Below are 14,194 nucleotides of genomic sequence, written 5' to 3'. Positions count from 1 at the left end.
ACTTAATTGCCATAAACCTTTGGTGGATTTGTTATTACTTGGTAAATCCCTATTTTTGAAGCAAATAACAAGCCATGAACCCAACATTACAATTTTCCGCCAAATTAAAAATTACACTTTTATTCCTATTTATGGGTTTAATAGTAAACGCTCAACAAGAACCTTTTAATTGTGACTACAATGCATATTTATTTCAAGCAAATGATGTGTATGCTATAGATTTAGCTTCAGGTAGTTCTTACTTAGTTAAAAAGGATGTAACTCCCGGAAGCGTAAATGCTGTAGGTTATAACCCCGCAGATGGTTACATTTGGGGTTCATTAAGTTCACCAGCAAAATCAATTGTAAAAATTGGTAAAAACTTTCAAACAGAAACATTTTATATACCTGAATTACCAACAGCTAATAGATATGTTGGTGATGTTAGTTCTACAGGGATTTATCATTTAAAACCTGGAGGAAGCACAGCATATAGAGTAGATTTAAATCCAGATTCTGATACTTATGGTCAGTTTCTATCTACATTTACACTTTCTTCAAACTTAAATATACATGACTGGGCTTTTAATGCTGTAGATGGTTTATTGTATACTGTTGAAAAGAAAACAAACAATTTATACAGAATAGATCCTGATACAGGAGATGCTTTAAACTTGGGTACTGTGCCAGTTTTAGATGGTTTAAACTATACTTTTGGTGCTGTATATTTTGATGTTGAAGGTAGGTTTTACGTTTCTGCAAATCAAACAGGTACAGTTTATGTTATTCAAGATGTACAAAATTTAGAAGTTGGTTCTACTTTAGAATCTAACTTATTCGCATTTGGGCCATCAAGTAGTTTAAATGATGGTGCAAGATGTCCAACAGCTCCAGTACCACAAGAAGATTGTAAAAACGGTATAGATGATGATGGTGATGGTTTAACAGACTGTGATGACCCTTCTTGTTCAGGTGTTGCAGAATGCCCTGTCATTACACCTCCAGTTTCTTCTGGTAACAATGGTGGTTTAGAAAGTAACGATAGATTATCTACCTTAATTAATAAAAGAAATTACCTAAGAAGTAAAAACAACTATAAGTTCGATAAGTTTAGTGCTAAGAAATTAGTAAAATCTAAATCGTACAAAACAGCAGCTTCTAAAAATGCAGACATTAATTTAATTGATTTAATCCCTATGGATGTTTTAACAGATACTTATGCTGTAGAATCATCGCCATCAGATTTAATTGAAATGACTAATGCAACAGAATTATTTTCTGTAGATTATATTAGAGATGATAAAACCATAGCTGTAATTTTAGCTACAAAAACAGAAGATGGTGTTTATGAACATACCAAGTTTATATGTGATCGTCTTTTAGGAGCAGAATTAATTTCTGTATCAACTATAGAAATTAGAGAACAACAATTTATTAAATCGATTATTAAAAATAACGACGGTTCTAAAGAATTTGTATTAAGTTTCTCTGGTAAATTATCTTCAGATACCACTAATTTTGAAATTGAAAGTCACTGGAATTTAGATAAGTATACAGAAAATGAAACGTATTATAACTTCCAGATTTGGACAAACCAAATAGACGATTTAGTAACCTTAGGTGAAGAGGCCTTAGAATTATTTAATGTAAAAAGAAACATTTCTACGTACAACAATTCTACACCACCACCAGTTTTTGTAAAGAAAGGTAAGTATAGAAATGGAAGCTTAGAATTAGAAATAGTTAATGCTAATAAAAGTTCAAGCTTTGTATACGATGCAGGTTTTAAAAGAACAGAAACTTCTGCAACACAATACTCGAATGAAACTATAGCATTAAGTGGTGATTATCTAAATCCGTTAGTAATTAACACAGGTAATGTATTTGATATAGGATTTAGAATTGAAAACGATACCAATGAAACTCCAGATGATTTATTTATGTCAGATGGTCCTTGGGGAGTAGATGATTCATCTACAGGAACAACAATAGAGAGCTTTGATATTTCACAAAATGATGAAGTTTATTCTGGAAATGGATATAGAGTTGAAAGAAATATCGCCTTAGAAGCTAACACAAGTACTTATGTTGCAGCTTACAGAGCATTTACACCAAGATTTAAATCGATTGATTTGTCTGAGTTTGATGTGTTAGAATTAAATGCAGAAGGTACAGGAGATTTAGAAATTACAATTGTAAAAGAAGGTATTGCTCAATGGGAAGATCAATTTAGAACTACCATTAAGCTTACAGATGAAAATACGCACTTTGCAGTTCCTTTAGCACACTTTGTGTCTAACTTAAATCAAAACATCGATTTAACAGATGCTACAAATATTGTATTCACAATGTCTTCTGATGGGGTAGAGGTTATGAATAAGCAAATGAATTTAAGTGATATTCAATTTACACAGAATGCGTTAAGCACAGAAAATGTAGTAATTGATGAAAATGAGACTTTATTATATCCTAATCCAATGAAAACAGTTTCTCAAATAAGATTCTATTCAGAGGTAAATGCAGAGACTGCAATAGAGATTTATAATATGGCTGGGATTCTAGTTAAAAAGTTAACCTTAGAAACAACAACAGGTAATAATAGTGTAGATATTAATAGAAATGGTTTAAGCTCTGGCTTGTATTTTATTAAAATATCTAACGATTATAGAACATATAATAGTAAAAAATTAGTGTTAAACTAATTTTATATTATCCCCGACTTTCGCTAAAAGAGCCATCAACATATTTGTTGATGGTTTTTTTATTTTACGCAAATTTCTAAATTATTTTAAAGTTTTTTTCTAATTGTCGTAAACCATAAACCCTAAAGATTTTGGGTTTTAAGGTTTTTTTCTTAAAGATGGTGCTGTAACAAAACAAATGTGTTTTCGTCTTAAGTATGTAATCAAATTTATAATAATCATGAAAACCATATCATCAACATTACCAGAAAGAGGAATTTTAACTTCGGCTTACAAACAAGAAATAAAAGAAAATATTTCTGAAACTAAAAGAGCTACTTTGTCTAAAATGAAAACCATTATAGAAAATCATCATAATAAATTCCAAAGTCAAACTGGTACAATTTTACAAGTTTCTTTATTTGCTATTGCGTTAGTATTAATTGTGATTTAAAAAAAATCTCACAATGGTTATTGTGAGATTTTTTAAAGATTGTATGTAAAAGAATTATTTAGCTTAAAGCTGTTTTAATTCTTTTTATAGCTTCACGAATTTGTAATTCTGATGCTGCGTAAGATATTCTTATACAATTTGGTGCTCCAAAAGCATCACCAGTTACAGTGGCTACATTTGCATGTTCTAAAATGTATAAAGAAAAATCGTTGGCATTTTCAATTTTAGTACCGTTAATCGTTTTTCCGAAAAATGCAGAAATATCTGGAAAAACATAAAATGCACCTTCAGGAACATTTACTTTAAAACCATCAATTTCTCTAAGTAAATTAATTACAATATCTCTGCGAGTTTTAAACTCATCTACCATGTATTGTATTTTTTCTACAGGAGCCAATACAGCAGTAATTGCAGCTCTTTGTGCAATACAGTTGGTACCTGAAGTTACTTGGCCCTGCATTTTTGTACAAGCTTTGGCAATCCATTCAGGAGCACCAATGTAACCTACTCTCCAACCAGTCATAGCAAATGCTTTTGCTAAACCATTTACGGTTATTGTTCTGTCGAACATGCTTTCTATAGCTGCAAAACTAAAAGGTTTTGTATCGTAATTTACATGTTCATATATTTCATCAGATAAAATAAATATCTGAGGATGTTTTTCTAAAACTGCAGCTAATGCTCTATATTCTGCCTCACTATAAATAGTACCACTTGGATTATTTGGTGAGTTAAAGAATATCATTTTAGTTTTTGGCGTAATTGCTGCCTCTAACTGAGCTGGAGTAATTTTAAAATCTGTGTCTATAGACGAAGGTATTTCTACAAATGTAGCTTCACTTAAAGTTGCAATTGCAGAATAACTAACCCAATAAGGTGCAGGTAATAAAACTTCATCACCTTTATTTAATAATACTTGAGCTACATTTGCAATAGATTGTTTTGCACCTGTAGAAACTACAATTTGGTTAGGTTTATAGTCTAAACCATTATCTCTCTTAAATTTTACGCAAATAGCTTCTTTAAGTTCGAGATAGCCATCTACAGGAGAATAAGAATTATAGTTCTGGTTTATTGCCTCTATTGCAGCATCTTTAATAAAATCTGGTGTATTAAAGTCTGGCTCTCCTAAACTTAAACCAATAATATCTTTTCCTTGGCTTTTTAATTCTCTGGCTTTAGCTGCCATTGCTAAAGTTGCAGAAACAGGTAAACTGTTAATTCTGTCTGATAATGGATGTGACATTTTTAAAAAATTTGTTATGCTACTAATTCTGGTTTTTGTCCTAAAACGCCTAAGTGCCTAAAGTGCTCAATAAGTGCTTTTCTAGTAGTTGCATACTCATTATAAGGCAAGTTAAACTCTGCAGCAGTTTCTTTTACAATTTTAGCTAATTTACCATAATGCACATGAGAAATGTGTGGAAAAATATGATGTTCAACTTGATGATTTAAACCACCAGTATAAAAATTTACAAGCCAATTACTTGGTGCAAAGTTACTTGTGGTGTATAATTGATGGACTGCCCAAGTATGTTCTAAATTTCCATTTTTATCTGGCATAGGCATTTCAGTATTTGGTACAATGTGTGCCAATTGAAAAACCAAGCTTAAAATCATTCCTGCAGTATAGTGCATTACAAAAAATCCTAAAAGAACTTTCCACCAAGCAACATTTAAAACTAACATTGGCAATAAAATCCAAAGTGCATAATAAGCAAGTTTAGAAATTACCAATTTTGTCCATTCTGTTTTTGGGTTAGGAAACTTACCATAAGATAATTTTCTTTTCAAATACCTGTGCATCTGTTTTACATCTGTTGTAATAGCCCAGTTTATGGTTAGTAAACCATATAAAAAGATCGAATAATATTTCTGTACTTTATGTATTTTTAACCATTTAGAGTGCAAAGAAAAACGGATAATTCTCCCAGCATCTATATCTTCATCATGATCTTTAACATTGGTAAATGTATGGTGTAAAACATTATGTTGCACCTTCCAATTATAAACATTACCAGCTAAAATATAAATACTACTACCCATTAATTTATTCACCCACTTGCGTTTAGAAAAAGATTCGTGGTTGGCATCGTGCATAACATTCATACCAACACCAGCCATACCAACACCCGTTAAAACCATAAGTAAAACCATGGCCCATTGAGGCATTGAAACTGTTAGTACTAAAATAAATGGAATTAAAAATAAAGAAAACATAATAATGGCTTTAGAATATAACTTCCAATTACCAGTTCTATTTATATTGTTTTCTTTAAAATATGTGTTTACTCTTTTGTTTAAGGTTCTAAAAAACTTAGCTTTATTTACCCTAGAAAATGTGATGTTGTTCATGTATTACTAATAAATTGTAAAAATATGGATTTTAATGCAATTACTATGTTAAACGTTCATTATTATTGATAATTGTTAAGACCAAATAACTATTTTTGTGCCCTAATATTTTTTAAATGGACATACTGCTAAAATACTTTACAGATTTAACAGAAACTCAAAAAGAACAATTTTCTAAATTACAAGATTTGTATAAAGATTGGAATTTAAAAATAAATGTGGTTTCTAGAAAAGATATAGATGAATTGTATTTGCGCCACGTTTTACACTCTTTGGGTATTGCAAAAGTAATGCCATTTAAACCTGGAGCTAAAGTTATGGATGTTGGAACTGGTGGTGGTTTTCCTGGTATACCATTAGCTATTTTGTTTCCAGAAACTCAATTTCATTTGGTAGATTCTATTGGTAAAAAAATTAAAGTAGTAAACGAAGTTGCAGAAGGTTTAGGTTTAGAAAATGTTACTACAACTCATGGTAGAGTAGAAGAAGTAGAAGATACTTATGATTTTATTGTAAGTAGGGCAGTAGCGCAAATGGAAACTTTTGTAAGATGGACCAAAGGTAAAATTGCTAAAAAGCAAAATCACGATTTAAAAAACGGAATTCTTTATTTGAAAGGTGGAGATTTAACTGAGGAGCTACAAAAATATACTTCTGCCACAATCTATGATTTACCAAATTACTTTGATGAACCTTTTTTTGAAACAAAAAAAGTAGTGCATTTAGGTATGAAGTTTAAAGGGTAATTATTAGATTTTTAAAGGTCAATTAAACCCAAAGCAGCAATAGCAATACCTATTAGAAATATTACGATAGTGAAGAAAACAAGGAGGATTACTAGCCCTAATAAAAATCTAAAGAATTTAAGAATATTTTTTCCAGGAGATAATTTATAGATCCTACCTATGGCATACATATAGTATACTATGGAAAAAATAAAACTACCCATATAAATTGATGGATGAATAGTTATTGCAAAAAAGAAAGCAATGATAGTAAAGAAGGTTGTAAATCCATAGATATATCCGTTCATTATAACATGTTCACCAAAATAATGAGGTTTCCAAAACGTCCATTTACTCAGCACAGAATAAATCAGTAAAAACACGAAAGTAAGTAAGTTAAAATAACGAAGCATAAATTCTGATATTTTCTGCATAGAATCTAGCTGCATTTTTGCTATTTTTTTTTCTACCTTAATTTTTTCGATTTGTTTCTCTGTGGCATTTTCTTTTGAAGGTATTTTTTGATTTGCCTGTTTCTGAATTAGACTAATTTGATCTTGATTTACAGTGTTTTGTATGGCAATAAAATCATCAGCAAAATAATTAAAGATAATTAAGGATAAACCAGCGCCAATTGCTAGAAATGCGAACGGATTTACATAACGTCTTCTTACACCATCTAAATACTCTAACACCACTTCTTCTGGCTTTAAAGCCATTTTTCTTAAGGTTAAAAAGAAGCGACTATCAACACCAAATAGATTGATGAAAAATTCTACAAGCAATCTTTTAAAATGTATTCTCTGTTTTACAACTAAGCCTCCACAAGTGTTGCAGAAATTTGCATTCTCTTTTAAAGTTTCCCCACAATTTTTACAATCCATAAAGTAAAAATAAGTTAAAATTATTTTATAAAGTAATGTTGATGCGCTTTAAGTTGTTTGTTTTTAGAATGATATAAACAATTCTGAGCAAAATTAATTTTCTGGAAATAAAATCTAACAGGTTGTTTTTTTCTATCAATTTAAAAAATTGATGATTTTGTAGCTGTTGTAAACTCTTCTAGAAATAGCATTCCTTTAAAAGAATTGCCTTTTTTATTCAGTTTTGGGCTCCAAACTGCAATACAATACTCATTAGGTTGTACAGCTATAATACCACCACCAACACCACTTTTACCTGGCAGGCCAACTCTAAAAGCAAATTCACCTGCTTCATCATAAAAACCACAAGTAAGCATAATTGCATTTATTCTTTTTGCTTCGTTTTTGGTTAAGATTTCTTTGTCTTTATATTTAATTTTTACGTCTTCTGTTAGATAAAGAAAAATTTCTGAAAGCTCTTTGCAACTCATTTCTAGAGCACAGATGTGAAAATAGAAATCTAAAACTGCTTCTACATCATTTTTGATATTGCCAAATGATTTTATAAAGTTGCATAAAGCAAAATTTCGATATCCAGTTTCTCTTTCTGAAGCTGCTACTTTTTTGCAGTACTCTAAAGTTTGATTGTTAGCTATTTCTCTACAGAATTTTAAAAAATCTTCTTTAGGGCTTTCTAAATGGCTAACCAAAACATCGCAAATAACAATGGCTCCTGCATTAATAAATGGATTTCTGGGTATTCCACAATCATCATCTAATTGCTGTAGAGAATTAAAGGCATTACCTGATGGTTCTACATCAACTCTTTTCCAAAGATTTTCCCCTTCTAAATGATAAGCTAAGGTTAAAGACAATATTTTAGAGATACTTTGAATGGAAAATTTCTTATTAAAATCTCCAATACCAAAGCCTTCTTTATTTGCTGTTGTAATGTGTGCACCAAAATAGTTTGGAGAAATATTACCTAGTTCAGGGATGTAATTTGCTACTTTACCATCATCTTGTATATCCTTTAAATCTGAATAAATTCGCTCAATAATATTTTGGCAGTTCTTCATTTACAATTTAGTTTTTCTCAAAATTATCGGAATTATTTTGAATAAGCAATTATATCTAGGGCATAAAAAAAAGGAACAGTTTATAAACAGTTCCTTTTCTTTTAATATATAATTTTATACAAATTATAAAGCCTCAACAAATAAGCCTTCATCTGTTTTTGAAACTTTTGCAACTTCTTTTTTAGTTAAGCCTTTAATGGTTTTATCCCATTTTTTATTAGATAAACCAGACTGGGTTTTTAAAGTAACTAGCTCAATTTTTTCAGCTTTGGTAATTATGGCTAAAACAGCTTTTTCTTCATCATTCAATTCTACAGAAGGTGCTTTCTTTTCTGGTCTCATCTGAGGGAAAAATAACACTTCTTGTATAGATTGGTTGTTCGTTAAAAACATAATTAATCTGTCCATTCCAATTCCCATTCCAGAAGTTGGTGGCATACCATATTCTAACGCTCGTAAAAAGTCATGGTCTATAAACTCTGTTGCTTCATCATCTCCTTTAGCAGCCAATTTTAATTGATGCTCAAAACGCTCACGTTGGTCAATAGGGTCATTCAACTCAGAATATGCATTCGCTATTTCTTTACCACAAACCATTAACTCAAAACGTTCTGTTAATTCTGGGTTATCTCTGTGTTCTTTACAAAGTGGAGACATTTCTTTTGGATAATCTGTAATGAAGGTTGGCTGAATGTAGTTTCCTTCACATTTTTCACCAAAAATTTCATCAATCAATTTTCCTTTACCCATGGTTTCATCAACCTCAATATTCATGCCTTTAGCAGCCTCTCTAATTTCATCTTCTGTTTTACCAGTAATATCAAAACCAGTAAAATGTTTGATAGAGTCTGCCATAGTTACTCTAGCATAAGGTGCTTTAAAATCGATATTATGCTCACCAAAAGTTGCTTTTGATGTTCCATTAACTGCAATTGCACAATGCTCTAATAATTGCTCACAGAAATCCATCATCCAATTGTAATCTTTGTAAGAAACATAGATTTCCATGGCTGTAAATTCAGGATTGTGAGTTCTGTCCATACCCTCATTTCTGAAGTTTTTAGAAAACTCATAAACACCATCAAATCCACCTACAATTATACGTTTTAGGTATAATTCATTCGCAATTCTCATGTATAATGGAATGTCTAGCGAATTGTGATGGGTAATAAAAGGTCTTGCAGCTGCACCACCAGGAATTGGTTGTAAAACAGGTGTTTCTACTTCAAAATAACCAGCGTCATTAAAAAATGATCGCATTGCATTAAACAATTTAGTTCTTTTAATAAATACCTCTTTTACATTCGGGTTCACCACTAAATCTGCATAACGTTGTCTGTAACGCATTTCAGGATCGTTAAATGCGTCATAAGTATTACCTTCTGCATCAACTTTTGGTAATGGCAATGGCTTTAAGGCTTTAGATAACAATTTGAAATCTTTAACCATAACTGTTTTTTCACCCACTTTTGTGGTAAACAAAGTACCTTCTATACCAATAAAATCACCAATATCTAGTAATTTTTTATAAACATCATTATATAAAGTTTTGTCTTCACCTGTACAGATTTCATCACGATTAAAATATACTTGTATTCTACCTTCTCCATCTTGAAGCTCAGCAAAAGATGCTTTACCTTGTATTCTTCTAGACATTAATCTACCAGCAATAACAACTTTTTTGTCTTCTGCAAAATCACTTTTTATTTCTTTAGAATTAGAATCTATTGGAAATAAATCTGCTGGGTAAGGATTTATACCCATTTCTCTTAATTTTGCGAGCTTTTCTCTACGTACAACTTCTTGTTCTGATAATTGCATTTGCTTTGTAAATTTCTAGTGTTTAATAATGGGTGCAAAGATACAATCTATCAATTAATACAGCATTCAGAAAATAGTAAAAAAAAGGATATTTATTTTATGATTTCTAAAATCTAACTATATTTGCTCATCACTTTTTGTTAGAGTGATAAAGTTGTGTTGTTTTGGCACTTTCGTAAAAGTGTCTTGGTTTTGTTAACCAATGGAAAGCTTCCCTTAAGTGGGACGCTTTTTTTGTTTTATAGCTTTTTGTTTTACAACATTTTTTGCTGTTTTTTATAAAACGAATCTGCCTGAAGTTTCATGAGTTCTCTTGCCATTTTTTGTTTGTAGTCATACAACTCATTATCTTCTGTAATATCTTTATACACTTTATTGTCTATAGAGATGTCTGCATTCAACATTTGTTCTCTTTGTTGCATTTGTTGAGTTGCCCAAGTTTTAACAGCAGATAATTTTTCTTCTAGTTTAAAATCATATTCACCTTTTGGAGCTAGCAATTTTGCAATAATTGGCGAAGTTTCTATGGCTAAAAAAAGTAGAAAAATAAAGAATGATGTAAAAAATGGAAGTTCACCTAGCGCATTAATTCTAGCCATTAATCCATCAAAATTAGAAATAATAGGTTGTGAATTAGCTTCAGCTAATTTTTGATTTTCTAGCAATGCAGCAATTTTACTTTCTTTTAATTTAATTTTTTCTTGATTGGTTTTTTTAAGTTGATTTAAACCCAATAATGAAGCATCATGCTTTGCTCGTTTTTCTTCGTAAACAGGCCCTTTACCTAATTTTTTGGTTCCTGCAGTGCCTTCTGCTTCAGAAATATAAGTGTTGTATAATGCGTTGGTTTCGTTTTCTTTGGTACTAATTTCCGTTTTTAACGCTGTTATTTCAGTATTAATGGCATTTATTTCTGGTGTGAATTGTTGGGCAATTTGTGTTTTGTTATCTAAAGTCATTTGATTTTTCTCTGTGAGCAAAACCTGATTGATTTCTTTTTCAAATAATTTTAATTCTAGAGGTTTAGAAATTACAACAGCAATAATAAGCGCCAACACAATTCTAGGAGCTGCTTGTGCAACCTCTTTCCATTTAGAATCTGATTTTTTGATGGTAGATACTATAAATCTATCTAGATTAAAAATTAGAAAACCCCAAATTAAGCCAAAGAAAATTGATGTATATATGTTGTCAAAAACCGTATACAAAGCATAAGAGCCAGCAATGGTTGCCATTATTGCAGTAAAAAAAACGGTAGCACCAATACCTGCATATTTATTTTGTTCTCCATTAGAACATTCGTTAATCAAATTTTTATCAACTCCAGAACAGGTAAGAAAGAATTTTTTAAGCACGATATTGTATTTTAGTATAAATACAACGTTTTAAAATTGAATTTGTTACATAAAAAAGCCTCGATTTTTCGAGGCTTTTTTACATAAATATTGTTTTGATTTAGTAGTTAAATTGTCTTTGTAACAATTTTAACCGATTTAGAACCATCTTTTTCTCTATTTACACTAGTACTTTTTATGGTGTTAGGTTTTATCTTATTAATATCTTTTTGGTTGATGACCTTACCATTTAAATAGTAAGTAACTTTTTCTCTGTTTTTTTTCTTTTCCTCCTCTGTTAAATTTTGCAGAGCTAGGATGAATGATTTTTCCTCTAAAGTATCTATATTTTTTAGTGTAATTTTTGTTTCCTTTTTCTTTTTTGGAATAGTATCTTTTACCTTTAAAGATTTAGCAACATTATTTTGGTCAACTTTTTGCTTACGTTTTTTCTTTGCTTTTTTAGGAGCAGGAGGTATTTGATTTAACGTATTACCCGTTCTTTTTTTCCAAGCTTCACGTTCCATTTTAGCTCTTAGCTTTTCTTCATCAGAGGCATTATGTGGAGGTGGTGGAGGTGGTAATAATAATTTGTCTTCTGCAGTTAAATCTTTTCTTAATTTATAAAAAACAACATCGTTCTTCATTAATCTGATGTATGGTCTTAATGGGTTTATAGGTCTAGAAACTTTGTTTTTATCTGCTCTAGACATTCTAAAATACATACCACCTAAATCGGAAAATTCTCTATCAATGGTTTCTTTTTCTTTGCCTTTTTTAAAAACATAATGTTTGCCAGAAGCTTGTAATTTTTTAAAAATTAGCTGTTTCTTTTTATATTCTTTTACAATATCAAGGTTTACAAATTTTCCGTTTTTATAATATCTGGCAATTCTTTCGTTTTTATCAAACGTGTAGTAATATTTTTGATTATCAATTGTAATGAACCAACCTTTATTAAATTTTGGGTCTTTTTGAACTTTATTAATTAGTTTTAAATTATTTAGTAAGCTTTGTTTAGATCCATTACTGCTGGGTACATTATATTTCTTCTTTTTAGGTTCTTGTAAAACGTCCTTTACTTCTTGAGATTTGGGTTTAATTAGCTCTTTAATTTTTGTATTTTTATTTACTAATTCTTTAAAGTATTTATTAGTGTAAATAGAAACTTGGTAGTTTTGAGGGAAATTTTTACTTCGAGCATTTTTGTGGACAAAACTTTCTGAATAATAGCTAAAATCTGATTCTTTATATTTTTTCAAAATTGAATTTTCTTTAGATTTTCCATCAATCCAAATAGCATATTCACTTTTGTTTTGCCATTTTTTTAATTGATTTTCACTAACTTTTCTTTTACTCAAAGAAGCGTCAGCTACTATATAATGAAATATATTTTCTACGGAATTTCTTTCTTCGTCAGACATATTTCTGTATGCTGTAGTCATCCAAATAACATCTTTTTGTTTTATTATTTCAGAATTTTTAGCTTTTTCAATTAGTACCTTGTATTTTTCAATAATAGTGTCTTTATCTAAATAAGAAATTTTTAATTTATTTATATCTTTTATTTTTATTCTAATATCTTCTGAACTTACATTTTCGATTGGTATATTATTAACTGGGGAATCTATATATTGTTTTACTTCAATAATTTTTTCTTGAGCTTCTACTCTTTGAGCAAAAAGAAAAGTAAATGCTACTAAAAGTGGTGCAATAGCTAATTTTTTTAGTAAGATTTTTGTTGGGGAACTTGTGGTTGTCATCATTTTTAATCTTTTTTTAGTTACTAAGTAATTTAAATTACTGGCCAAGTAATATTCGTTTTTCCAAGCAGCTTTATTCAATAATAAGTGCTGGTATTGAAATGTATTTTTATGCTGAGTAATTACACTTTCATCTGCTAAGAACTCATGATTTATTTGAATTGCTTTTTTAAGGAAAATGAATAATGGGTTAATCCAAAATGCAATTTGAAAAAGCTCTAAAATCAATACATCTGCAGTGTGTTTTTGAGTTGCATGTGTTAACTCATGTGTAAACAATTCGTCTTCAATTTCATTATGTTCATACTGTTTTTTGTTGATGAAAATGTAGTTCCAAAATGTGTGTGGTAGTATATCATCATTCACCAAAACCAAAACTGCATTGCCATATTTTATTTTTTTATAGGTATGTATTTTTGAAATTATTTTAAATAAATTTCTTGCAAAACGAACTAGCAGAATCAATGAAATAAATAAATAGCAAATTAAATTGTAGTTGGTATAGTTTATTGGTTCTTCTGCAACAATTTCTATTGGTGCAAAATCTATAGTGTTTTGAATGGAATCTAAAAGTATAGGCGACTCGTCTTCAAGAATTGGCTTAGCCTCTGTATAAATTGTGTATAGAGGAGCTAAAAAAGAAAATAAAATACTACCTAACAGAAAAAATCGGTTAAAATTATGCATCTTCTCTTTCTCTAAAATTAGGTGATAAAAACCTAATAATAAAGCTAAGCAAGTTGCCGATTTTAGAAGATAAATTATCATTGCTGTTGCTTTTTAATTTGATTATCAATTACTTTTTTTAATTCCTCTAACTCATCTGTAGATAAATTGGTTTCTTTCGTAAAGAAAGAAGCAAACTGACTAGCAGAATCATTAAAGAAGTTTTTAATCAATCCATTTACATGATTTGAAAAATAATCGGTCTTTTTTATAATTGGGTAATACTGTCTAGACTTACCAAATAATTTGTAGCTAATAAATCCTTTATCTGAAATTCTTTTTAAAAGAGTAGCTACAGTAGTTGTAGCTGGTTTAGGTTCAGGAAAATCTTCTAATAGTTCTTTTAAGAACGCCTTTTTACGTTTCCATAAATATTGCATTAATTGCTCTTCTGTCTTAGATAGTTGCATTGTA

11 protein-coding genes are annotated in these 14,194 nt (G+C 29.9%); 3 read left to right on the top strand and 8 right to left on the bottom strand.

Features of this window, described 5'->3' with window-relative positions:
* Positions 1–74 precede the first annotated feature (74 nt).
* Together MED152_RS06410 and MED152_RS06405 are read left to right on the top strand one after the other, a co-directional pair.
* Positions 75–2,681, top strand: a complete 2,607-nt coding sequence (locus MED152_RS06410) for a T9SS type A sorting domain-containing protein (protein WP_015481044.1) — start codon at positions 75–77, stop codon at positions 2,679–2,681.
* Between the two features lie 220 nt (positions 2,682–2,901).
* Entirely contained in the window at positions 2,902–3,114 is a 213-nt protein-coding gene (locus MED152_RS06405) for a hypothetical protein (RefSeq protein WP_015481043.1), read from the top strand.
* A 58-nt stretch (positions 3,115–3,172) separates the two neighbouring features.
* On the opposite strand, the gene MED152_RS06400 is transcribed toward MED152_RS06405, so the two are convergent.
* Together MED152_RS06400 and MED152_RS06395 are read right to left on the bottom strand one after the other, a co-directional pair.
* The gene (locus tag MED152_RS06400; RefSeq protein WP_015481042.1) at positions 3,173–4,360 is read right to left on the bottom strand and encodes a pyridoxal phosphate-dependent aminotransferase; all 1,188 of its coding nucleotides are present in this window, start codon (positions 4,358–4,360) and stop codon (positions 3,173–3,175) included.
* 14 nt (positions 4,361–4,374) lie between these two features.
* Positions 4,375–5,469: an acyl-CoA desaturase gene (locus MED152_RS06395; protein ID WP_015481041.1), complete on the bottom strand. Its 1,095-nt coding sequence runs from the start codon at positions 5,467–5,469 to the stop codon at positions 4,375–4,377.
* Positions 5,470–5,585: 116 nt separating this feature from the next.
* Here MED152_RS06395 and rsmG point away from each other — a divergent pair, with 116 nt between their 5' ends.
* Positions 5,586–6,215, top strand: coding sequence for a 16S rRNA (guanine(527)-N(7))-methyltransferase RsmG (gene rsmG, locus MED152_RS06390; RefSeq protein ID WP_015481040.1), 630 nt, complete (start codon positions 5,586–5,588; stop codon positions 6,213–6,215).
* Positions 6,216–6,226: 11 nt separating this feature from the next.
* Here rsmG and MED152_RS06385 read toward each other — a convergent pair whose 3' ends face one another.
* The 6 genes from MED152_RS06385 to MED152_RS06360 form a co-directional block, all read right to left on the bottom strand.
* Positions 6,227–7,078 (bottom strand): DUF3667 domain-containing protein, encoded by an 852-nt coding sequence (locus tag MED152_RS06385; protein WP_015481039.1) that lies wholly within the window; start codon positions 7,076–7,078, stop codon positions 6,227–6,229.
* A 140-nt stretch (positions 7,079–7,218) separates the two neighbouring features.
* Positions 7,219–8,136 carry a glutaminase gene (locus MED152_RS06380; protein WP_015481038.1) on the bottom strand — a complete coding sequence of 306 codons (918 nt, stop codon included), beginning with the start codon at positions 8,134–8,136 and terminating at the stop codon, positions 7,219–7,221.
* A 123-nt stretch (positions 8,137–8,259) separates the two neighbouring features.
* Positions 8,260–9,957, bottom strand: coding sequence for a lysine--tRNA ligase (lysS, locus tag MED152_RS06375; RefSeq protein WP_015481037.1), 1,698 nt, complete (start codon positions 9,955–9,957; stop codon positions 8,260–8,262).
* Positions 9,958–10,211: 254 nt separating this feature from the next.
* On the bottom strand, positions 10,212–11,312 hold the full coding sequence (locus MED152_RS06370; RefSeq protein ID WP_015481036.1) for a DUF4407 domain-containing protein: 1,101 nt from the start codon (positions 11,310–11,312) through the stop codon (positions 10,212–10,214).
* Between the two features lie 107 nt (positions 11,313–11,419).
* Positions 11,420–13,822 carry a M56 family metallopeptidase gene (locus MED152_RS13395; protein WP_015481035.1) on the bottom strand — a complete coding sequence of 801 codons (2,403 nt, stop codon included), beginning with the start codon at positions 13,820–13,822 and terminating at the stop codon, positions 11,420–11,422.
* Positions 13,819–14,190: a BlaI/MecI/CopY family transcriptional regulator gene (locus MED152_RS06360; RefSeq protein ID WP_015481034.1), complete on the bottom strand. Its 372-nt coding sequence runs from the start codon at positions 14,188–14,190 to the stop codon at positions 13,819–13,821. The genes MED152_RS13395 and MED152_RS06360 overlap by 4 nt, the downstream gene beginning before the upstream one ends.
* Between the last annotated feature and the right edge of the window lie 4 nt (positions 14,191–14,194).

The organism is Polaribacter sp. MED152, from assembly GCF_000152945.2.
In the GTDB taxonomy this organism is placed as follows: Bacteria; Bacteroidota; Bacteroidia; order Flavobacteriales; family Flavobacteriaceae; genus Polaribacter.
Note: the sequence above shows the minus strand (reverse complement) of the source record. Positions and strands in the feature narration are given on the sequence as shown.

Coding starts and splice junctions, on each gene's coding strand:
- MED152_RS06410 (WP_015481044.1), top strand. CDS start 75: ATGAACCCAACATTACAATTTTCCGCCAAATTAAAAATTACACTTTTA.
- MED152_RS06405 (WP_015481043.1), top strand. CDS start 2,902: ATGAAAACCATATCATCAACATTACCAGAAAGAGGAATTTTAACTTCG.
- MED152_RS06400 (WP_015481042.1), bottom strand. CDS start 4,360: ATGTCACATCCATTATCAGACAGAATTAACAGTTTACCTGTTTCTGCA.
- MED152_RS06395 (WP_015481041.1), bottom strand. CDS start 5,469: ATGAACAACATCACATTTTCTAGGGTAAATAAAGCTAAGTTTTTTAGA.
- rsmG (WP_015481040.1), top strand. CDS start 5,586: ATGGACATACTGCTAAAATACTTTACAGATTTAACAGAAACTCAAAAA.
- MED152_RS06385 (WP_015481039.1), bottom strand. CDS start 7,078: ATGGATTGTAAAAATTGTGGGGAAACTTTAAAAGAGAATGCAAATTTC.
- MED152_RS06380 (WP_015481038.1), bottom strand. CDS start 8,136: ATGAAGAACTGCCAAAATATTATTGAGCGAATTTATTCAGATTTAAAG.
- lysS (WP_015481037.1), bottom strand. CDS start 9,957: ATGCAATTATCAGAACAAGAAGTTGTACGTAGAGAAAAGCTCGCAAAA.
- MED152_RS13395 (WP_015481035.1), bottom strand. CDS start 13,822: ATGATAATTTATCTTCTAAAATCGGCAACTTGCTTAGCTTTATTATTA.
- MED152_RS06360 (WP_015481034.1), bottom strand. CDS start 14,190: ATGCAACTATCTAAGACAGAAGAGCAATTAATGCAATATTTATGGAAA.